Here is a 20,643-nt window from a genome sequence, read left to right as displayed (position 1 = left end):
AAGCGCAACACCAAAGCGTATAAGGTGTTGTAATGCATAAAGCAAATCAGTACGAGCAGTTGCAAGCTGAGGAACGTTTGGAGATTGCGAGCCTACGTCAACGGGGTTCTAGTATTCGGGCCATGGCCCGAATACTCGGGCGCTCGGCCTCTACCCTTAGCCGCGAACTCAGGCGCAATAGTTCTGTGCTTGGTTATGTCCCAGCAGCGGCGCACGCACTCAGTTCGGCCCGACGATCCAACAGTGCGGTCGCGCCCAAACTCGGGCCTCACAGCGCTTGCTGGAGGGTCGTCCTCACGCTGCTGGAGTGGCGTTGGTCGCCTCAGCAAATCTCTGGAGTCCTCAAGCGTATGTTCCCAAACGATCCGACTTTGCAGGTCTCGCACGAAACGATTTACACCACTATCTACGCCCACCCAGGCGGCGAACTACGGCGTCAACTCATTGCTTGTTTGCGTCGTGCTCATCGCGCCCGTATGTCGCGGACACGGGGTAGTGATCGCCGCTGGCAAATTCCAAATATGGTCAGCATTCACGTGCGCCCACCTGAAATAGAGGATCGCGTGATGCCCGGGCACTGGGAGGGCGACTTCATTAAAGGCGAAGGCAATCGCTCTTCAGTGGGCGTGTTGGTGGAGAGAACCAGCCGTCTAGTGCTGCTGGCTAAGATGGACGATGCCACAGCCGAATCTGCACTGGCTGGCTTCTCCGCCAAGCTCAACTCGATCCCCGAGCACTTGCGTCACAGCTTCACTTACGACCAGGGGCGTGAACTCTCACGGCATCAAGAACTTGCCGCTCAAACAGGCGTGAATGTCTATTTTTGCGATCCACACAGCCCGTGGCAGCGAGGAACTTGTGAAAATACCAACGGCCTGTTGCGCGAGTACTTGCCCAAAGGCACCGACCTTTCCGTCCATAGTCAGGCCGACCTCGACGTCATTGCAGACAGCTTGAACAACCGCCCTCGTGCTACGCATGCGTTTCATTCACCCTTCGAGGTATTTGCCGCGACACTAAAAGCAGCGGATCTCGCAACGTCATCTAAACATTAGACCAGTTGTTGCACTTCGACTTGAGACCGCCCTGCTTACGACCTGGTCTTCGGGGAACATCTCGCCGACGGCGACACCCCGACAACGGCCCTTACGGGAAAGCTCTTCTAGTGGCATACCGAGTTCTCGATTCAGCCGGTAGTTGGTTGTGCGGCGTCGAGACCGGAATTTAGCGATACTCGATCAGCTTTGGTGATATTGAAGCGCAACAACGTTGTTGTCGGCAAATTTCAAGGTAGGAATTACGTCTATCGTTGACGCCCTTGCTAGTTGACCGGAGGAAGGTATGCCGATGTGGGCGCCCATCGATGTTCTTTATCTTTAATTAAGCCGGAGGAGCTGACCAATGCTTTTGCTTTTAGCTGGTTTAACGGCGCGTGCACGGTCGATAGAGGATATTCGACGCATCTTTGGCGCCCCACCGCCTGGAAGCATCAGCGCAGAGTACAGGATTCTACTAATGCGGGTGGATGCCTACGCTCTACCAAGACTTCGAAGCAACAGTACTCCGCCGAAGTCGCAACCGCGACTCCGCTACAACGAAAAGCAAGTAGGCGCGCACCGTTTAGCGACAGGCTCAACTGTTCGCCAAGGATGCTTAGGCTGCAAATGTCGACGCGAGGAACTTGGAGATGCCATGCAAACAACTCTATCCTATCTCGCGCGTCGATCCTAGTGCATCGCCCCGAACGCCGTTCGGAGTGGTTGAGGCAATCCCATTTTTCAACCTCATGTTCAATTGGACAGTCGTCATCAGACCAACATGTCCCGCCACCAACTTCTCATGCCGAACAGTATCCGGACGAAGATGGATCACGAGTGACGTCTCGGCGATATCGGTGTGCCGACCAACCGACTCAGGGTCGCCTCCAGCACGTTCAACAGCAGATCGCCACTCGAGTAGCCACGCCTGAGGGTCCGTATACGCGAAGACCTGAGTGGACACGCCGAACGCCTCTCAGACACGCGGAAGCATCGCGAGAAAGGCATTGAAGTTTCCTAAATGAGATAGTGCCGGGAAAGGGCAGATGATGTCTCGAGCAGCCACACTTGTATAGTGGGCGCAATCAAAGTGCTGCCTAACAACGCAGCGACCTCGACCGCTAGACCTTCCGCATGATCAGCATCCATACTTAGAAGCAAAGGAGGTCCATGCTGTTCAATCGCCACAAGGAATAATGACGCTATCAAAGTCGTTGGCCAAGGCACTAGGTACGTCTTCGTATGTCATACCGGCGAGATGCCTCGTCCCTGACTCCAAACAGACTACAATTTGGCCTTCTTGTTTCGAGTCAGAAATTGGGACCTGGCGTCGGCAGACTTCGAGTCGCCGAGATATCCGGCGAGGTCACTAAGTGTCATGTCCAACAACGCCACGTCCGTCATCTGTGAAGCTTTCTGAAGCGTTCGTTTAATGGCCGTAAAGAGTCGGGAATCTTTTTCGCGCAGTTCACGACACTTCAATACGGCTCTTGTTAGCACGTCGTCAACCTCTGCAATTTCGTCGATTGCGCCGGCAGTGATGGCGTCTTTCGCGAAAATAAGGGAACCTGAGCATAAGAGGTAACGTGCGGTACGCTGCCCAAGTATTGCTACCGCTTGGCGCATGCCCTTTGCGGCCGGCAAGAGGCCATGATTTATCTCAGGAAATCCGAACCGTGACTGCGGAGACGCCACAATGTAGTCGGAATGGAGGACAATTTCGAATCCCGCCCCGACCGCGTAGCCCTTGACGGCGCATACAAGCGGGCTTGGATATTCCTCTATTTGGCACAGCAAATCCTGAAAGTCTCTCATGCGGGATATCGCAAGCTCGTGGTCCGCCACTTCGTTGATATCGCCACCAGCACTGAAAAACCGCTCTCCGTCTCCGGTGAGGACGACCCCAGGTGGCGAATCTTGCTGAGCGAGGTGCTTCAGGGTAGAGCTCAATGCCGCGATCAGAACTCCGCTGAGAGCGTTGGCCGGCGGTCGGCTTATCGTGAGTTGCACAAGATTAGTATCGAGTTGCGTAAAGATAAGTTCTTTGGTGTTCATCCAGGAAGACTCGCCTCAGTAAAGATTGTTATTATAGGTAGCATGGTGCACGATTAGATTTTGATTTCTGAACGTTATTCTTCCCTCGACAGCATAGAATTCTGGCGCTGAAACAACGACAGAATTTTGTGCTGAGGAAGCACCTGGAATTAGCAAGACTCGCAAGGCAGTTGTTTAAGTGTGGTGGTGACCCCATCAGGCCGATTGGTAGATCTTCCGTAGTAGCGAGCAACGCGGGGCCCAAAGAGACTCGTCTTGCTACAGGGGAAAGCGCAGAGTACCAGTCGAGTTTTGGTCAACATTCCCCACAAGTGTCTGCGGAGCGCGCTTTCTACAGCAACTTATTAAGTAGCCGAAACAAATTCGGGGAAGAGAACGAACCGTGAACCAAGAGATGTCTGACACCAATCGTCCAAGCGTGCCAGCTTCCGTACCAGCGCCTAAGATTGACTACCAGCCATTCGATCCGGATTTCCTGGACCCACCGGTGACGGCCGTCCTCCTGGAGGCAAACGGAAAAATCGACGAGTTGCCAATGCACGTTCACCGCAAGGGACAACTGGTGGTTACCTTAAGGGGATCGGTCATGTGTCGATCGCCGAGGGGATGGTGGATCGTCCCGCCTAACGGCGCGGTGTGGATTCCTGGAGGTATTCCCCATAGTAATCATGCCTCGGATTTCGCCAAGTTATACGTGGTTTTCATTGCACCGGATGCAGCTGAATTACCCGCTGAGTGCCGAAGCTTCACCATTACGCCTCTGATCCGGGAGCTGATCCGTTCACTTGCCAAACTACCGCCACAATACCCAGCGACAGGTACAACCAGCAGGCTGGCCCAGGTACTTTTGGACCAACTAGCACAGCTAGCACCGGATGATGTCTTTCTTCCCATTTCCGACAATCATCGGCTTCAGCAGATTGCGTCGTCGTTGCTGAGTAACCCTGCTGACCGGAGCACCATCGCGGAATGGGGACACCGCCATGCTATGAGTGAACGCACACTCGCGCGGCTGGTTCTCAGTGAGACGGGGATGACGTTCGGACGCTGGCGCGAGAGATTGCATATCATCATCGCCCTGCAGCGGCTTTCAATCGGAGCGTCAGTTCAAGCGGTATCAATGGAACTTGGGTACGAGGGGCCCAACTCCTTCATCACCATGTTCAAGAAGACCATGGGCCAAAGTCCCGGCAAGTATCGCGCAGACAAATTCGAAGCCTCTCAACTTTAATGCCCTCATTGAAGGGAAGCTCTGCGTAAAACGAGCGCAGTGCTTTAACGAGACACTGCCGAATGCCTCCAGCACGAAGGCCTCCAGCGCATCAAAGCGTCCGTAGCGTTTGTACGAGCACCGCTGCACCGGTCGGCGACGGTTTTTCTCAGTAACATTGGAGAACGAACTGCTCGAGCGTGCGCGAGTCAGGCGCAGCCGTTTTAGGTTCTAGATCCGTCTCCCAAGCGAACCCGCGGCGAGCGGTTCCTTATCGGTGAGAACAGCGGGAACCGCGCAGCCTCGAGATACTGTAGCGCTGGGCGTCGCTGCGCAGAACCTTGGCCCTGTAATTAATCGTCTCCAGCCAACGTTCTGAGAGAACCTCGCAAAAACAGCGCAGCAATACGTATCTCTCTATTGCTTCCTACAGCACGGTGGTCAGCATGATATGGATTGGCAGGTTTCAGAGACGAATTGGCGATATAACAAAATTAATTGATCTCATACGCGATTAGCATAAGTACATCACTCGCCGTATGTCCCTTCTCTCGTCGTGACTAAATTGGAGATCAACCATGAAACCGCTTTTCTGGGCCGCTACCACGGTCATATTCGCCTTAGCTTCAACCGCCTCCTATGCGCAATCGACTACTCCTGTCTCCCGCGCGCAAGTAAAAGACGAAATTCGAAAGCTCGAACAGGTCGGCTACAACCCAAGCAGTCGTATAAAGGACTATCCTGCAGATATCCAGTATGCGGAAGACCTGGTCGCAAAAAGCAAGGACGCGAGTGCGTACGGCTCTGTCTCCGATTCCAACTCGCAATCGGGAGAGCAATAAATTTTGGGATTGACGTTAGACCCCTGCAATCCGTGCGGCAACGGGCGCTCAGTCACGATAGCGGTCCGCCATAGCAGCGTTTACGGAAAATTGGTGTCACCAACGATTGTCAAACGGTATGGTGGACGGGAGCAATGAGGAGAGCTTCGTAGAACTACGGGATGCCGCGAAAGTTATTGCGGAAGCGCTTTCCCGGCTCGGGCGCAACATTGATCCGGCCAGCCACGACGACCTTGATCGTGTGGTCCAGTACGTGTCGGACCTGATGGCTGATGATCGAGCGATGTACGACGAGCTTGTTAGTGCTCTTATAAGAACGGAAGATCTCCTCCCCAAAAAGCGTGGGCCGGTTTTCTGTGAGGCACTCGCCACACGGAAGGCCGAGGCCCGCGAAGCCCTTTGATCCGGTGCGAATCTATGCCGAGCGCGGGCCAGCTGACGAATTCTTGACGGATGATGTACCCAGCCGAGGACGTCTCCTTACTGCCCTTGACACCGTCGCGCCCGCAAAAGGAATCGCGAAACGATGATGTGGTCCCGACTGCTTGGAATCATGATGCTAGTGCTGCGGGTCAATGCAGCCAGCGTGTGGGAATAGTCGGGAGCTTCGGGCTCGTGACACGCTGTTTGGGATCGCTGACGGTGTGGAACGAGATTTTCCGTGGGCAACTGATAGGCTGGACACGATAACGGGCGTTATCGCCGCAGCGAGGCTGACCAACGTCTCTCGTTCGGCCGATGACATCTCAGGAACGCACTGGTCATTGCGTCTGGGGGCAATGTGGATCCGCAATTGTTCATCCGGTCAATCTCCTGACGTCGGTCCAGGCGGACCACGTTTAAGAAAACCTGGCAGTTCGAAAAATTCGCACACCCCGGACTAAATTCCATGCAATTCAAAAACTGACGGCAGCACTATGATCCGCTGATCGACAAGAGCGGCTCAATAGCGAGGAAGAACTCGGTGTCCCAGATCAGCTATGCCAAAATTCATGGTGCTCCCAAGGCCGACCTGCATGTCCATCTGGAAGGCACCATTTCGCCCGACATGATGTATGCGCTTGCGAAGCGTAACAATGTCGACATTGGTTTCGACTGCCCCGAGGCAATCGCCGCTGCATACGAGTTCCGGAATCTCGATGCGTTCCTTCAGGTGTATTACGCGGGACTACGGGTGCTCTTGACGCAAGACGACTTCTACGCAGTCACGTTCGACCATCTGTTGCGCGCTCATGAGGAAAGTACGCGCTACATTGAGTTCTATACCTCGCCCCAGTCTCACATCGAACGGGGTATTCCTGCTTCCGTGATGCTCGCCGGCATCTTCCGCGCGTGTGACGACGCCGAGTCGCAATGCGGCATCAAGGCCAACGTGATATATGGACTTCAGCGCCATCGCAGCGAGACCGACGCGCTCGCGGCCATCGAGGAGGCCGAGCCGTTCGGCGATCGTATCATCGCGCTTGGATTGGGTGGTCCGGAGGAGAACAATCCGCCCTCAAGGTTCGTTCGAGCATTCGAACGCGCTCGCGAACTGGGCTGGCACACGACAGTGCATGCTGGTGAAGAAGGACCTGCGGACTACATTTCGCAGGCACTGGATCTGCTTCGCGCTGATCGTATTGATCACGGTGTGACGGCGGAACAGGATCTGGCACTGGTTGCACGTCTCGCTAAGTCGCGCGTGCCGCTGACGGTCTGCCCCATCTCCAACGTCATGCTGAAAGTGTTCGATTCGCTGGAGCAGCATAACGCGAGACGCCTGCTTGAAGCAGGATGCAATGTGACGTTCAACACTGACGATCCGTCTTACTTTAAGGCAGACCTGACGGAGAACATTCTCCGAACCTCGCGAGCACTTGACTTGAGCGACGATCAGGTTTTCGAGGTTATGCGCAATGGATTCGAAGGCGCATTCTGCGATGACTCATCGAAGCGCGCAATGCAACAGTCGTTGCACGACTACTGGTACAACTGACCAACCGTTCTTATGTATCCATGAGATCTTCGCTGGAACGTGCGATCAATATTGAAGATCTTCGACGATTGGCGCAGCGTGCTTTGCCGAAGATGCTATTCGATTACGTCGACGGCGGTTCCGATGACGAGCGGGGAATCAGGCGCAACCGCGAGGCATTTGATCGTTGGACACTCGTGCCGCGTTATCTGCGAGACGTAACGCAACGGTCTACCGTCACCTCGCTGCTCGGCACCGAATACGCGGCACCGTTTGGCATCAGTCCCACCGGCTTCGCAGGTTTGCTGCGTCCCGGAGCAGACTACATGCTCGCCCAGGCGGCTTCGCTTGCAAAGCTGCCGTTCATCTTGTCGGGTGTCAGTAACTCGACACTCGAAGAAATCGGCGAACAGGCGGGCGGCGCGTTGTGGTATCAACTTTACCCGTCTCGCGATCGCTCAATCAGCGACGATATCGTTCAGCGGGTGGCCGCCGCCGGCGTCGAACATCTGGTTGTCACGATCGACCTGCCTGTCGTATCCAATCGCGAGCGGGATATCCGCAATGGCTTTGGCTTCCCGCCAAAAATCAAAGCCTCTGCCTATCTGGAAACGCTCAGGCATCCGGCCTGGTGCTGGCGTTATATCGCGTCCGGCAAATATCCAGTCTTCGCCGACTGGACGCGGTATGCGGGACAATCTCCCACGCCAGCCAAGGTAGCCCAGCTCGTGAAGGACAATTCGCCGGCGGTAATGACGTGGAACGATGTCCAAAGACTCCGGGACAGATGGCCTGGCAAGCTTGTACTCAAAGGCATTCTTCACGCGGAAGATGCTGTCATTGCTCGACGACACGGCGTGGACGGATTGATTGTGTCGAATCACGGCGGCCGCCAGTTGGACCGCGCCGTAACGTCGATCGACGCGCTTCCGGTCATTCGCCGCGCAGTCGGCCCCGACTATCCGCTCATGCTCGACAGCGGTGTGCGCAGAGGCAGCGACATCGCTATCGCACTGTGCCTAGGCGCGGATTTCGTATTCGCCGGACGCCCCACTCTCTTTGGCGTCGCCGCTGCGGGGCACATGGGCGCAACACAAGCGATTTCCATTCTGCAAAGCGAGTTTGACCGAGTGCTCGGTCAGCTTGGTGCATCGAACATTTCCATGCTCGATCCGACGTTCGTCTCAAGCATGCCGCAAACACAGCAAAACGCACCATAACGATCCGCCATGAACCGCGGCTTGTTGCACGATGTTCGGCCCCCGCGTCGAGTCCCGCCCTTTCGTCCTGGCTACCCTAGGCCCGCATTTAAGCGACTGTTCTAATTTTTCGCGCACGTCGTTCCAAAAATAGTTTGGCGCAGCAATTGACTCAACTTATTGTCCAGCAGATCGTAAGTCATAGCTCACGAGTGCACCGCATCGTCGCTTGATCCGGTTTCGATTGGTCCGGTTTAACGCGCCTCGACCGGCGTCGCATCCGGCAACCGGCCGTGCGCATCTATCGCACTACTAGAGAGCCCCGTCGCTTAACTCGTTTCCGTATCACAGACCTTTTGAGAATAGCCATGCGACTCAAGCCTTATTATTTTCTTGTACTAACTATATTTTCTTGCTTGTTTTCATTCGGCCCGTCGGCATATGCGGCCGCGCCCATGAAGCCCGTGCGAATCGTTGTCGGCACGCAGGCTTTGAATATCGGCTACCCGTGGCTTACGCTTCCGCAAGCGCTCGGATACTGGAAGGACGAAGGCTACGACGTTCAGGTGGTACCCCTTTCGCCGCCAGCTCAACCCATCACGCTTCTGGTGGCCGGTCAGGCAGACTTCGCGCAGGTCAACGGAGCCGTCGTCGTGCAGGCACAGACGCTCAAGAACGAACCGGTCAAGGTCGCCATGTTGAACGGGGTCACCGACTGGTCCGTGGCCGTGCTCGACGACTCGTCTTATAAGACAGTCAAGGATCTCAAAGGCAAGACGATTGGTGCTTTCGGACTCGCGTCGGGCGGTGTTGCCCTATTTCGCGCGCTTCTCCAGGACAACGGCATTGATCCCGACAAGGATGTACACCTGATTGCCGTGGGCAGCGGCGCCCCGGCCATTGAAGCTTTGCGCACGGGACGCGTGCAGGGCCTAGTCTTCTGGGCTACCGCCATGGCAAGCTTTGAAAACGCCGGCTTGAAACTGCGCTACATGCGCGGCCCCGACTGGCGTCGCATTCCCGACTACACCTTGTCGGTGATGGAAAAAACTGCGCAGTCGGACCCGAAAATGGTTGAGGCTATCATCCGTGGCATGGCGAAGGCAACGCTGTTCGCGTTGACCAATCCCGACTGCGCCCGCAAGATCCAATGGAAAACATGGCCCGCTACCAAGCCTACCGGGTCAAGCGACGAGCGTACCCTGGCGCGGTGGGATGACAATATCCTGAAGGCCCAACTCGACACGCTGCGCGACGCATTCACACTCAACGGCGGAAAATACTATGGAAATTTCGATCCGCAAACCTATGACGCGCTGCAAAAATTCATGTTGCGCACAAAGCAGATTCCCAAGACCGTTCCCTCCTCCGACTATGCGCTGACGATCCCGGATCTTTACAAGAAAGCAAATAACTTCGATGCGGATGCGATCAGACAGTCGGCGCTAAAGTGCTCGAACTGGTAAGCCGACGTCACGATCAAGCGTGGTAACTCCGACGACTACGCGTGCGTGATCCAGCAAATGATCGTTTTTTCTGACGTCGTGAGCCGCCCAGCGGCTCCTGCATACTGCGCGGTAAACACTGTAGATTTTGCAGACATTACAACGAGGAGAAAAATATGATCAACAATGTCGGCCTCAAGTATTTCGTCGGTGTTGCCCGATCTGGCTCCATCCGGCGAGCCGCGGAGCAGTTACACGTTGCGGCGTCGGCGATCTCGCGGCAAATCCAGATGTTGGAAGAAGAACTCAACGCTGAAGTGTTCGAACGCCATCGAGGGCAGAAGGTACTAAAACTGACTGCCGCGGGCGAGTTACTGCTCGAGTACACCCGGCTCATTGAAAACGAGCTTGATCAGGTCCGGGCGGACATTCGCGCGATTGACACGCTCCAAAAAGGGGCCGTACGACTTGGGGCTTCAGAGTCTTTTTCCCGCGAATTTCTCCCTACGTTCCTGCAGCGCTTTCACGCGCAGTATCCCGGCATCGTCTTTCATGTGATCGTTGCGGGGGGAGGCAAGCTGGTAGAGCTGCTGGCCAAGGACGAAATCGACGTAGCTTTGGCATACCGGGCACCGGACGCATTCGATGTACAAGTCATCGCCGAAACCTATGTGACGCCGTGCCTGCTTGTCTCGGCCACGCATCCTTTCGCCACCCGCCGCTCGGTCAACATCGAGGAATGCGGCGACCTTGAAATGGCGCTTCCAGATGAGTCGCTCACCATCCGGGAAAGTTATGTGCGGATGTTTTCCAAGGCCCATATCAAGCCACGAGTCGCGCTGGTAACGAATTCGTTCGAACTGATGCGCGCTGCCGCGGTTGCCGGACTCTGCAACACGATCGTCAACAAGTACTTCGGCAACTACAAGGTCCCGCGCGGCTTGCGTTATGTCCCGTTGCAGGGCGATGGCGTCGAGCGATGGCCGCTCAGGCTATGCGTGCACACGGGCAGGAGTTTGCCCGTGTCGGTGAAATTGTTTATCGGGAGGCTTCAGACAGAGATGGCGGGAGTCGATCAAGGCAGGCAGTAAGCGGCTCGGCGCGCGGTCGATCGACTCCGGTTAAACCGGTCAGTACCGGTAGGCTTCGCTCTTGTATGGGCCTTCCTTGGGCACATTAATATACGCGGCCTGGTCGTCCGTCAACATGGTCAGTTGGGCCCTGACCTTGTCCAGATGCAGTCGCGCCACACGCTCGTCGATCAGCTTCGGCAGCACGTAGACCGTCCCGACCTCGTACTCGTCTCGATGGGTAAATATCTCCACCTGCCCGAGGGTCTGATTCGCGAGGCTACACGACATGACGAAGCTCGGATGCCCGGTCGCACAGCCCAGATTCACGAGCCGTCCTTTCGCCAATAAGATAATGCGTTTTCCATCTGGAAAAATGACGTGGTCGACTTCCGGTTTGATCTCGTCCCAATCGCACCGGGCCAAGGAGGCTACATCGATTTCGTTGTCGAAATGCCCGATATTGCAGACGATCGCCTGATCACGCATGCGCGCCATGTGCTCATAGGTGATCACGTCCTTGTTGCCGGTCGCGGTCACGAACATGTCGCATTTGTCGGCGGCATAGTCCATGGTGACAACCCGATAACCTTCCATAGCAGCCTGAAGCGCGTTGATCGGATCGACCTCCGTCACCCAGACCTGAGCGCTTAGCGCACGCAACGCCTGAGCCGAGCCCTTTCCGACGCCTCCATAGCCCGCGACGCACGCGACCTTGCCGGCAATCATGACATCGGTGGCGCGCTTGATTGCGTCCACGAGTGACTCGCGGCAGCCGTACTGGTTATCGAATTTGCTCTTGGTGACGGAATCATTGACCGCGATCGCGCGCATGCGGAGCGCGCCGTTTGCGCTCATTTCGTGCAAACGCATGACACCCGTCGTGGTCTCTTCCGTCACGCCCAGAATATGTTTGAGACGCCGGCTATACCACGATGAGTCGCGTGCAAGCGTGTTCCTGATCGCCGCGAACATGGCCGACTCGTCGGCGCTCTCTGGCACATCCAGCAGGGACAGGTCGTGCTCCGCCTGGCTCCCGAGATGGATGAGCGCAGTGGCATCGCCGCCGTCATCGAGAATCATGGTCGGTCCCTCCTCGGGCGTGCCCGCCCGGCCGCCGAAATCGAAGATGCGATGGGTGAAGTCCCAATACTCGACCAGCGTCTCGCCTTTTTTGGCAAACACCGGCGTACCGTTTGAAGCGACAGCGGCCGCTGCATGGTCCTGAGTCGAGAAAATATTGCACGAGGCCCAGCGAACCTGGGCGCCCAGTGCCTCGAGCGTTTCGATAAGGACGCCGGTCTGGATCGTCATGTGCAGCGAACCCGCAATTCGCGCTCCGTCGAGCGGACGGAATACCTGCAATTCCTGGCGGATGGCCATGAGGCCAGGCATTTCCGTTTCGGCGATCCTGAGTTCCTTATGGCCCCATGCAGCGAGCGCCATGTCCGCGACGACGAATTGCGAGCTTGAAGATGTATTCAGCGTTTCCATTGGTTCTCCGTAAAGGTGCAGAAGCCGCCGGTACGCGAGCAATTACGCCACCCGCATCCCAGCGGATAAGCGTCGTTCACCAGATCCATTAAATGGACCTGCCCGAGCCTCATCCCGCGACCTGGAGACCGGTCGGGATTGCAACGCTCCTCGGGAAATCGTGCGTAGTTTGCGTCCTGATCCGCTCGCCATGGTGCGAAAAATTCGCGCAGCGTCGACGAAAATCTCTGTTTGACCTGCTTTTTTTACGCGCTTACCTTGAAATCACCCTCGGACCTCCTGGAAGCGTGTTGGGACCGCGGGTCACCGGCCCGTGGACCGGTCGAAGACATCTGCTCGAATCACCCGATGAAGCCAGACGTCGGGGTTCTCTTGAGGAATCCAGATTGCATCCGCTCTCCCCCCTTCTCAATCCAACTTCCATCGCAGTGCTAGGTGCGTCTCCGCGTGTGGAAGCGTTAGGGCACACGGTCATCCGCAATCTTCAGCGCGTCGGCTACCCTGGCAGGATCTATCCCATTCATCCGAGTGCGCGGGAAGTCCTCGGGCTGAAGGCCTATCCGAGCGTCCAGGAGATTCCTGGCACCGTCGATTGCGCCGTTATTGCGTTAAGCGTCGACAAGGCATTGCCAGCGCTCGAAGAACTGCACGAACGCGGAATCCACAATGCCGTGCTCTATGCAAGCGGCTTTGCGGAAACCGGCGCAGAGGGCGCGGCCTTGCAGGACAAATTGGCCCGGTACTGCAGCGATCATTCGATTAATCTTTGCGGTCCTAACTGCCTCGGCCTCTACAGCGTCGCCTCGCGCGTTTCACTCTATAGCGCGTCGCTGCCGGAGAACCTTCAGCTCGGCGGCCTCGCACTGATTTCTCATTCCGGGTCGGCTTGCATTGCGCTGAGCAACCTCAACAGATTCAGCTTCAGCCATCTGATTTCGCTTGGAAACGGCGCGGTGACGGACATTGGCGATTACCTCGATTTTGTTGCTCAAGACGAAAACTGCACGGTCGCGGCGCTTTTTGTAGAAACGTTGCGAGACCCGGACAAATTCGCAACAGCCGCATTGAAGATGCGCAAGGCGGGCAAGCCGGTCGTCGCACTCAAAGTCGGCAGGTCGACATCCGGGGCGGCGGCCAGCGCTGCGCACACCGGCGCGATTGCCACGCCGGATACCGCACTGCAGGCCTTTTTCCGCCGCCTCGGTGTCGTGCTTGTGGAAGACTATGACGAGCTGATCGAAACCTGTTCGCTGTTCCTTTCGAATAGCCGTATTCCGGGCGGTAACGGTGTCGCCGTGCTTAATGTCAGCGGTGGTGAACTCGCGCTCACCTGCGATATCGCGGAGCGAGTCGGCCTGAACATCCCAGAGCTCTCGCGCGACACCATCGACGCTTTAAAAGATATCCTGCCTCCGTTTGGATCCCCTCGAAATCCGCTAGATGCAACGGGTGTGGCCGTCTTCGATACCGTCATGTACGCGAACTGCCTGCGAGCGCTGCTTGCCGATCCCGGGATCTCTCTCGTAGCAATCTCCCAGGACTGTCCCTGGACGCTAGGCAGCGATCAGGCGGCAATTTACGGGCGCCTTGCCGAAGCGGTCGTGACTGCGTCGGTGAATGCGGCCAAGCCGGTCGTCTTCTTCAACAATGTGTCCGATGCCATTCACCCGGACGTACTGGCGCCGCTTCGACTCGCGGCGATTCCCGCGTTAAGCGGTATGCGCAATGGGCTGAAGGCGATTGGCCATCTGATCCAGTACCACGAGTATGTCCAATCCGCACCGGCATCATTCGCCGCGCTGCGCGACGATCGATGGGCAGCACGGCTTGTATCCGCCGACCCGTTTACCGAACGCGAAAGCAAGGCCTTTCTCGCCGATCACGGCATTACGGTCACGCTCGAACATCTCGCGACGAATGCGGATGGAGCCGCAATGGCTGCGCATCGGCTGGGATTTCCGGTCGTGCTGAAAATCGACTCCGAAGATATCCCTCACAAGACCGAAGTCGGCGGCGTGATGCTAAACCTGCAGAACGAAGCGGAGGTGTTGTCTGCCTTCGCCGACATGATCGAACGGGTCAAGGCGCGTTTGCCCGATGCCCGTATCAATGGCGTGCTGGTACAGCAGCAAGTGTCTGCGGGCGTTGAAGCCATCGTAGGCATTGCCACGCATCGGCCATTCGGTCCTGGTGTTGTCGTCGGCTCAGGCGGCGTGCTGGTCGAACTGCTGCACGACGCCGCCTTTGAAATCGCGCCGGTCAGCCGGGATCAGGCCGACGGCATGATTTCGCTCACACGCCTTGACCGGCTCGTGAGCGGCTACCGCGGGGCACTGCCGGCGGACCGTGGCGCTTTGGCAGCCATGGTATCCCGGCTTTCCGAAATTGCGATCGCCTATCAGCACGAACTCGACGCCGTGGATCTAAACCCGGTATCAGTCCAGCCCTTCGGGAAAGGCGCCGTTGTTCTGGACGCACTGATCATTCCGAAAGCAAAAACGATCCTGGAGACAAGGCAATGATGTACGACACGATCGAACTGGTGATCGAGGGTCCCGTGGCGACCCTCGCCTTGTCGCGGCCCGACAAGATGAATGCACTAAGCGACCAGTTGCTGCTGGAAATGCAGGACGCGCTTGATGTCATAGAGAACAACCAGCAGATTCGCGCAGCCGTCATCACCGGGCGAGGCAAGGCCTTCTGCGCCGGTTTCGATCTGTCGCCGCGCGAGCATCCTTTTGTCACGGTCCAGGACTGGCGCGAGCACGTGAAACTTGGCAACGACACGTGGTGGAAAATCTGGAAGTCGCGTGTCCCGTATATTGCCGCCGTGAACGGTTACGCGTTGGGCGGCGGTTGCGACCTCACGATGGTCTGTGATTACACATTGGCTGCCGACACGGCCTCTTTCGGCGAACCGGAAATCCAGTTCCAGTCCGCACCGCCCTTCAACATTACGCCGTGGATTCTCGGCATGAAGAAGACCAAGGAATTTCTTCTCTTCGGCGATCGCGTGGACGCCGTCGAAGGTGAGCGGCTGGGGCTCGTCAATCGAATTGTGCCGCTCGCAGAACTGGCCGGGCAAGCAATGCAAACCGCCTTGAGGATCGCGAGATTGCCTCCGCCCGCGGTGCAACTCAACAAACTCGGCATCAATCGCAATTACGAGCTCCGCGGCTTTGCGTCGACCATCGAATACGGCAGCGAAATCTTCACTCAGGTGTTGATGTCGACATCCGGCGAAGCAGACGAGTTTTTTGAGCGCATGAATCGGGACGGCCTCAGGGCGGCATTCAAATGGCGGGATGCGCGTTTTAGCACCGTCGATTCGACGGCCAATCCGACCTCACTCTGAATACCGCGTCGCGGTATAAACGGAGCAATCGATGATTACAGTATCCGGTCTGAACAAGACCTATCAGACGCGCGAAGGCAACGAAATCCATGCCCTGCATGGAGTGGCGTTCGCTGTCGAACCCGGTGAATTTATTACCGTCGTTGGACCTAGCGGGTGCGGGAAATCGACCTTGCTGAAAATTCTGGCGGGCATTCTGCGGCGCACGTCCGGCAGCGTATCTATCGCCGGGCGACCGATCGACGGGCCCAATCATGAGGTCGGCGTCGTCTTTCAGGCGCCTGTACTGCTGCCGTGGCGCACCGTCATTCAAAACATCCTTATGCCGAGCGAGCTGCACGGCAAGCTCACCAGCGTGCACCGCGAGCGCGCGGATAAATACCTGGCGATGGTGGGTCTCGAAGGGTTTGAAGACAAGTATCCGGGGGAGCTGTCGGGCGGAATGCAACAGCGCGTGGGGATAGCTCGAGCCCTGTGCCACGATCCCAATCTGCTTCTGATGGACGAACCATTTGGCGCGCTCGACGCGATGACCCGCGAGATGATGAATCTCGATCTGCTCAGGATTCGCGCCGAGAGTGGGAAGACGGTGCTTCTCGTGACACACAGCATTCCGGAAGCCGTCTTCCTCGCTGACCGCGTCATTGTCATGTCCCCGCGTCCAGGGCGGATAGCCGACGTACTTGCGGTCGATCTTCCGCGCGAGCGCAAGCTCGAAATGATCAACTCCGAACCCTTCGGGAAAGTGGTAACCCGGATCCGCAGCCACTTCAACTCTCACGGGACCCTCGACTCATGAGCACTTCTATCGAACAGGCGACCCGGATCGACGGGGTTCGCGACAAGTCCTCAGGCAAGCATTCGGATCGCCTGATGTCGGCTGCTTTGCTGGTCGTGATTCTCGGCGTATGGGAATTCGGCGTTCGCTACTTCAACGTGTCGACGCTCATTGTTCCCACACCCAGCGCCACATTCGTTTCGCTTATTCAGGGATGCGCCGACGGATCGCTTATATCCAACCTGGGCGTGACGTTTTACGAAACCATGGCGGGCTTTTTTGCCGGGGCGAGTCTCGGGCTTATTCTCGGCGGCATAATCGGCCAGTCTGCCTACGCGGAGAAAATCTTCTATCCGTATGTGATCGCATTTCAAACAGTCCCGAAAGTGGCGATCGCGCCGCTGATCGTGATCTGGTTCGGTTACGGCGTAACGTCCAAGATCGTCATCACCGCCACAATCGCGTTCTTCCCGGTGCTGGCGAACACCATCGTCGGCCTGCGGTCCGCGCCGCGCGAGCAAATCGATTTGCTCGTCGCGTTCACCGGCTCGAAATGGCAGATTTTCCGCTACGTGAAAATTCCCAACGCGCTGCCGTATATCTTCGTTGGCCTCGACGTCGCCATTGTGCTTGCGGTTATCGGCGCCATTGTCGGTGAGTTCGTCGGATCGCAGGCGGGCCTGGGTTATCTCATCTTGCAGCGAAACTTTTCGATGGATACCGCAGGCGTGTTCGCGATTCTCCTTATTCTTTCGCTGATGGGGGTTGGGCTGCACTGGGTCATGCAGGCCATCAAGAAAAAGGTCGTGTTCTGGGTTAATCACGACGCGGATCACGTATCGGGCGCCTAAGCGCGTCGCATCAATTTTCATGGGCTGCTCACACTCCACTCACACTCATATCATGACAACACTTGAACACGGCACGACCATCACCCTTGACGTCACGGTCACGCTCGAACATCTGGCGAGCCGGCTGGAACTCGATTCGGGAGAACGTTTTCCGGGCGTACTTTCGACACCGTGGCTCATTGCACATCTGGAGCGCGCGGCCGCCAAAGCGTTGCATCCGGTGCTGCAGGAAGGACAGCTTTCGGTCGGCTCGAGCGTCGTGTTCGAGCATCTCGCGCCCACTCCTCCCGGTGCGCAATTCACGGCACATGCGAAGTTCACGGGCAGGGACGGTCCGCTATATCTATTCGACATCTGGGCCGACGATGCGGGAGGCGTGATCGGCAAAGGCTCTCACGCTAGAGCGGTCGTGCCAGGCACGGCGGTAGAGAAACGTGCTCTCAAGCGCACGGGCCAGGCAAACTGACGGGAGGGAAACTCACCATGAAAACGAATGATACGGCCGGTCATCGCGACGAACGCCAAACCCGGGAAGACCTCGCAGCCGCCTATCGGCTTATCGCCCTGCTCGGCATGGATGACGGAATCTACACGCATATTTCGGCACGCATGCCTGGCTCACACGAGCAATTCCTGATCAATCCCTTTGGCCTGCTTTTCCGTGAGGTGACGGCTTCGTCGCTCGTCAGAATCAACCTCGACGGTGAGCTCATCGGGCCATCCGGCTACGAGGTCAATCCCGCCGGCTTCACCATTCACAGCGCGATCCATGCCGCTCGTCCTGATGCCACCTGCGTAATGCATACGCACACGATCGGAGGTGTCGCCGTCTCGTCTCTGGACGAAGGGCTCCAGCCATGCAATCAGTGGGCTTTTCAGTTCTATAACCGGGTGGCCTATCACGACTTCGAAGGACTCGCGCTCGATCTCGAAGAACGCCAGCGCCTCGTCACGAGCCTCGGCAGTGAGAAGCGCTGTCTGATACTTCGCAATCATGGCCTGCTGACGATCGGGCGCACGGTCGCTGAAGCGTTCATCCTGATGCATAACCTGGAGCGGGCGTGTCGAGTACAGCTAGCGACACAGGCATCGGGCCGCAAGATTCGCGAAGTTGCGCCTGAGGTGTGCGAGCACACGGCCCGGCAATATGAACGAGGGGGCTCAAGCGCGAACCAGCTCGAAGGGACCGCGCGGGAATGGAACGGCTTTTGTCGTCTCCTTGACGCGCAGGTCGGCACCGGATATCGGCAATGAGCGAAACAGTCGCCCTGTCCCCGTCTCGAACTGGAGTGGACCGACGCCGGGCACGCTCGGCGCGCAAGCCCCCTTGTATCGCGCTGATCGGCGGTTCGAATGACATGTCGTTCCTCGTGCCGGCTTTCAGACGGCTGCCTCAGGCGCTCGATCTTCGCTGGGGAAACGATCTCGGCAGTTTGTCGGATATCGAAGCCGTCGTTTGCTGGAGACCGCCCACTGGTTTGCTTCGTCAACTGCCGAATCTACGGCTCATACAATCCTCGGGTGCGGGCGTCGACCATATTCTCGCCGACCCGGATCTACCGGCGCACGTCCCGCTTTGCCGCGCCATCGACCCGGGTATGGCGGCGGGCATGGCGGCTTATGTGAGCTGGGCGGTGGTGCATCATCAGCACAAAATGAAGGACTATCTGGGCCACGGCATTGTCCGCGCCTGGGAAGCGCTTCCTTTCGTTGCGCCGCAGCGTCACGTTGTCGGTATTGCCGGAATGGGAGAGCTTGGACGGGCGACCGCGCACGCACTCTCGGCAATTGGCTTTACCGTGCGAGGCTGGGTGCGCCGGCCACCGGCGTTCCGCCTTGACGGGATAACGTACTTTTGCGGGGATGCAGACCTCAAGCCATTCCTTCGCGAATGCAATACCCTTGTCTGTCTGCTGCCGCTCACGTACGAGACCCACGGCTTTCTAGGCGCCGACGTGTTCTCGATGCTGAAAGCCGGCGCACACGTGATCAACGTCGGCCGTGGCGAACACCTGAACGAGCGCGACCTTTTGGAGGCCCTCGCCGATGGCAGTGTTGGCGCAGCCACGCTCGATACCTTCCGGACCGAACCGTTGCCTCCATCCAGTGAGCTTTGGTCGCATCCGAGGATCTGCGTCACGCCCCACATTGCAAGCCGTTGCGACCCGATTGCGCTCGCGGGTCAAACCGTCGAGCGGCTGTTAGCTATTCGCAAAAGTCTGCCGGCGGAGGGTCTGGTCGACCGCGCCACCGGATACTGAACCCATTGCCCTTACATTCGTTTGCGCCAGCAAGCCATAGGATTATTTCGATGACCAACATACATACCTTTATTGAAGGCATTCCCAAAGCAGAGCTTCACATGCATCTGGAAGGCTGCATAGAGCCGGACATGATGTTCGCGCTCGCCGAACGCAACGGTCTTTCACTGCGATGGCCGTCGCCAGAGGCGCTCAGGGCCGCCTACGCGTTTAAGGATCTCCAGTCGTTCCTGGATCTTTACTTCGAGGGTTGCCGTGTCCTGGTCAAGGAGCGCGACATCTACGACGTGACCTATCGATATCTTCGCCAAGCGCACGAACAGAACGTCCGTCATGCGGAGATGTTCATCGGCCCTCAAACGTTTATGGAACGCGGCACCCCGCTTGGTCAACTAATGGAAGGCGTCCTGGGCGCGATGCGGGATGCGCAGCGTGATGTCGGCATCACGTCGGGCTTGCTGATCAGCGCGCATCGTCATCGCAGCGAGGCGGAGGCGCTCAAGCTTCTCGAGTCAATCATGCCGTGGAAAACACAGATTGCCGGCATTGGCATGGGTGGCGCCGAACTGCCAAATCCGCCCAGCAAGTTTGTTGAGTTCTTCGGCAGATGCAGATCGTATGGCTTCCCCGTCACTATTCACGCTGGCGAAGAAGGTCCGGCAGACTATGTTCGTCAGGCAGTCGACCTTTTGCATGTGAATCGCATCGATCATGGCAACGCTTGCCTAACTGATACCGACTTGGTGAAGACTCTTGCTGCCCGGCGCATTCCGCTCACTGTCTGCCCGCTCTCCAACGTCAAGTTGAATATAGTCGATGCCACCGCGCCTCATCCTTTGCGCGCCATGCTCGATGCCGGCCTATGCGCTACGATCAACTCCGACGACCCGCCGTACTTCGGCGGCTATGTGAACGAAAACTTCATGTTCGTCCAGCAGAACCTGCAGCTCTCTCGCAGCGAAATCGTTCAGCTCGCCAAAAACAGCTTCGAAGCATCGTTTATCGAACGTTCAGTTGCCGACGCGTACATTCAGTCTATCGACGACTACGACAACTCGTTCTCTAAAGACGTCCAAGTATAGGGAGTCG

Annotated in this window: 19 protein-coding genes and 1 riboswitch; of the genes, 16 read left to right on the top strand and 3 right to left on the bottom strand. The window is 57.2% G+C overall.

The window, feature by feature from the left end:
- The first annotated feature begins 32 nt into the window (after window positions 1-32).
- Window positions 33-1,055 (top strand): IS30 family transposase, encoded by a 1,023-nt coding sequence (locus tag ACMX25_RS04325; protein ID WP_414948293.1) that lies wholly within the window; start codon window positions 33-35, stop codon window positions 1,053-1,055.
- Window positions 1,056-1,704: 649 nt separating this feature from the next.
- Here ACMX25_RS04325 and ACMX25_RS04320 read toward each other — a convergent pair.
- On the bottom strand, window positions 1,705-2,001 hold the full coding sequence (locus tag ACMX25_RS04320; protein ID WP_414948292.1) for a creatininase family protein: 297 nt from the start codon (window positions 1,999-2,001) through the stop codon (window positions 1,705-1,707).
- A 320-nt stretch (window positions 2,002-2,321) separates the two neighbouring features.
- Entirely contained in the window at window positions 2,322-3,092 is a 771-nt protein-coding gene (locus ACMX25_RS04315) for an enoyl-CoA hydratase/isomerase family protein (protein WP_414948291.1), read from the bottom strand.
- A 394-nt stretch (window positions 3,093-3,486) separates the two neighbouring features.
- On the opposite strand from ACMX25_RS04315, the gene ACMX25_RS04310 reads away from it, so the two are divergent.
- The 7 genes from ACMX25_RS04310 (at window position 3,487) to ACMX25_RS04280 (ending at window position 10,836) form a co-directional block, all read left to right on the top strand.
- Entirely contained in the window at window positions 3,487-4,323 is an 837-nt protein-coding gene (locus ACMX25_RS04310; RefSeq protein ID WP_414948314.1) for an AraC family transcriptional regulator, read from the top strand.
- A gap of 557 nt (window positions 4,324-4,880) precedes the next feature.
- The gene (locus ACMX25_RS04305) at window positions 4,881-5,144 is read left to right on the top strand and encodes a DUF4148 domain-containing protein (RefSeq protein ID WP_414948290.1); all 264 of its coding nucleotides are present in this window, start codon (window positions 4,881-4,883) and stop codon (window positions 5,142-5,144) included.
- A 106-nt stretch (window positions 5,145-5,250) separates the two neighbouring features.
- Window positions 5,251-5,547 carry a hypothetical protein gene (locus ACMX25_RS04300; protein WP_414948289.1) on the top strand — a complete coding sequence of 99 codons (297 nt, stop codon included), beginning with the start codon at window positions 5,251-5,253 and terminating at the stop codon, window positions 5,545-5,547.
- A 561-nt stretch (window positions 5,548-6,108) separates the two neighbouring features.
- Window positions 6,109-7,122, top strand: a complete 1,014-nt coding sequence (add, locus tag ACMX25_RS04295) for an adenosine deaminase (RefSeq protein ID WP_414948288.1) — start codon at window positions 6,109-6,111, stop codon at window positions 7,120-7,122.
- A 20-nt stretch (window positions 7,123-7,142) separates the two neighbouring features.
- Complete coding sequence (locus ACMX25_RS04290; RefSeq protein WP_414948287.1) at window positions 7,143-8,321, top strand: alpha-hydroxy acid oxidase; 1,179 nt, start codon at window positions 7,143-7,145, stop codon at window positions 8,319-8,321.
- Between the two features lie 272 nt (window positions 8,322-8,593).
- Complete coding sequence (locus ACMX25_RS04285) at window positions 8,594-9,766, top strand: ABC transporter substrate-binding protein (protein WP_414948286.1); 1,173 nt, start codon at window positions 8,594-8,596, stop codon at window positions 9,764-9,766.
- A gap of 155 nt (window positions 9,767-9,921) precedes the next feature.
- Window positions 9,922-10,836: a LysR family transcriptional regulator gene (locus tag ACMX25_RS04280; RefSeq protein ID WP_414948285.1), complete on the top strand. Its 915-nt coding sequence runs from the start codon at window positions 9,922-9,924 to the stop codon at window positions 10,834-10,836.
- Window positions 10,837-10,875: 39 nt separating this feature from the next.
- Here the strand turns inward: ACMX25_RS04280 and ahcY are convergent, their stop codons facing one another.
- Window positions 10,876-12,309 carry an adenosylhomocysteinase gene (gene ahcY / locus ACMX25_RS04275; protein ID WP_414948284.1) on the bottom strand — a complete coding sequence of 478 codons (1,434 nt, stop codon included), beginning with the start codon at window positions 12,307-12,309 and terminating at the stop codon, window positions 10,876-10,878.
- A gap of 60 nt (window positions 12,310-12,369) precedes the next feature.
- Window positions 12,370-12,467, bottom strand: a riboswitch (S-adenosyl-L-homocysteine riboswitch).
- Between the two features lie 228 nt (window positions 12,468-12,695).
- Between ahcY and ACMX25_RS04270 the strand changes: the two genes are divergently transcribed.
- The 8 genes from ACMX25_RS04270 to ACMX25_RS04235 are packed head-to-tail and all read left to right on the top strand — an operon-like array spanning window position 12,696 to window position 20,636.
- Window positions 12,696-14,831, top strand: a complete 2,136-nt coding sequence (locus ACMX25_RS04270) for an acetate--CoA ligase family protein (RefSeq protein ID WP_414948283.1) — start codon at window positions 12,696-12,698, stop codon at window positions 14,829-14,831.
- Window positions 14,828-15,664, top strand: a complete 837-nt coding sequence (locus tag ACMX25_RS04265) for an enoyl-CoA hydratase/isomerase family protein (RefSeq protein ID WP_414948282.1) — start codon at window positions 14,828-14,830, stop codon at window positions 15,662-15,664. The genes ACMX25_RS04270 and ACMX25_RS04265 overlap by 4 nt, the downstream gene beginning before the upstream one ends.
- 31 nt (window positions 15,665-15,695) lie before the next feature.
- Window positions 15,696-16,463: an ABC transporter ATP-binding protein gene (locus tag ACMX25_RS04260; protein WP_414948281.1), complete on the top strand. Its 768-nt coding sequence runs from the start codon at window positions 15,696-15,698 to the stop codon at window positions 16,461-16,463.
- A complete protein-coding gene (locus tag ACMX25_RS04255; protein WP_414948280.1) occupies window positions 16,460-17,293 on the top strand; it encodes an ABC transporter permease in 834 nt (277 codons plus the stop codon). Before ACMX25_RS04260 ends, ACMX25_RS04255 begins: the two co-directional genes overlap by 4 nt.
- 52 nt (window positions 17,294-17,345) lie before the next feature.
- Window positions 17,346-17,759, top strand: a complete 414-nt coding sequence (locus tag ACMX25_RS04250; protein ID WP_414948279.1) for a thioesterase family protein — start codon at window positions 17,346-17,348, stop codon at window positions 17,757-17,759.
- 17 nt (window positions 17,760-17,776) lie between these two features.
- Complete coding sequence (locus tag ACMX25_RS04245) at window positions 17,777-18,547, top strand: class II aldolase/adducin family protein (protein WP_414948278.1); 771 nt, start codon at window positions 17,777-17,779, stop codon at window positions 18,545-18,547.
- Window positions 18,544-19,554, top strand: a complete 1,011-nt coding sequence (locus ACMX25_RS04240; RefSeq protein WP_414948277.1) for a 2-hydroxyacid dehydrogenase — start codon at window positions 18,544-18,546, stop codon at window positions 19,552-19,554. The genes ACMX25_RS04245 and ACMX25_RS04240 overlap by 4 nt, the downstream gene beginning before the upstream one ends.
- A gap of 50 nt (window positions 19,555-19,604) precedes the next feature.
- Window positions 19,605-20,636 carry an adenosine deaminase gene (locus tag ACMX25_RS04235; RefSeq protein WP_414948276.1) on the top strand — a complete coding sequence of 344 codons (1,032 nt, stop codon included), beginning with the start codon at window positions 19,605-19,607 and terminating at the stop codon, window positions 20,634-20,636.
- Window positions 20,637-20,643 lie beyond the last annotated feature (7 nt).

The sequence above is a fragment of the Caballeronia eucalypticola genome (assembly GCF_047608185.1).
GTDB lineage: Bacteria > Pseudomonadota > Gammaproteobacteria > Burkholderiales > Burkholderiaceae > Caballeronia.
The sequence above is the reverse complement of the archived record's forward strand: the minus strand, read 5'-3'. Positions and strand labels throughout refer to the sequence as shown.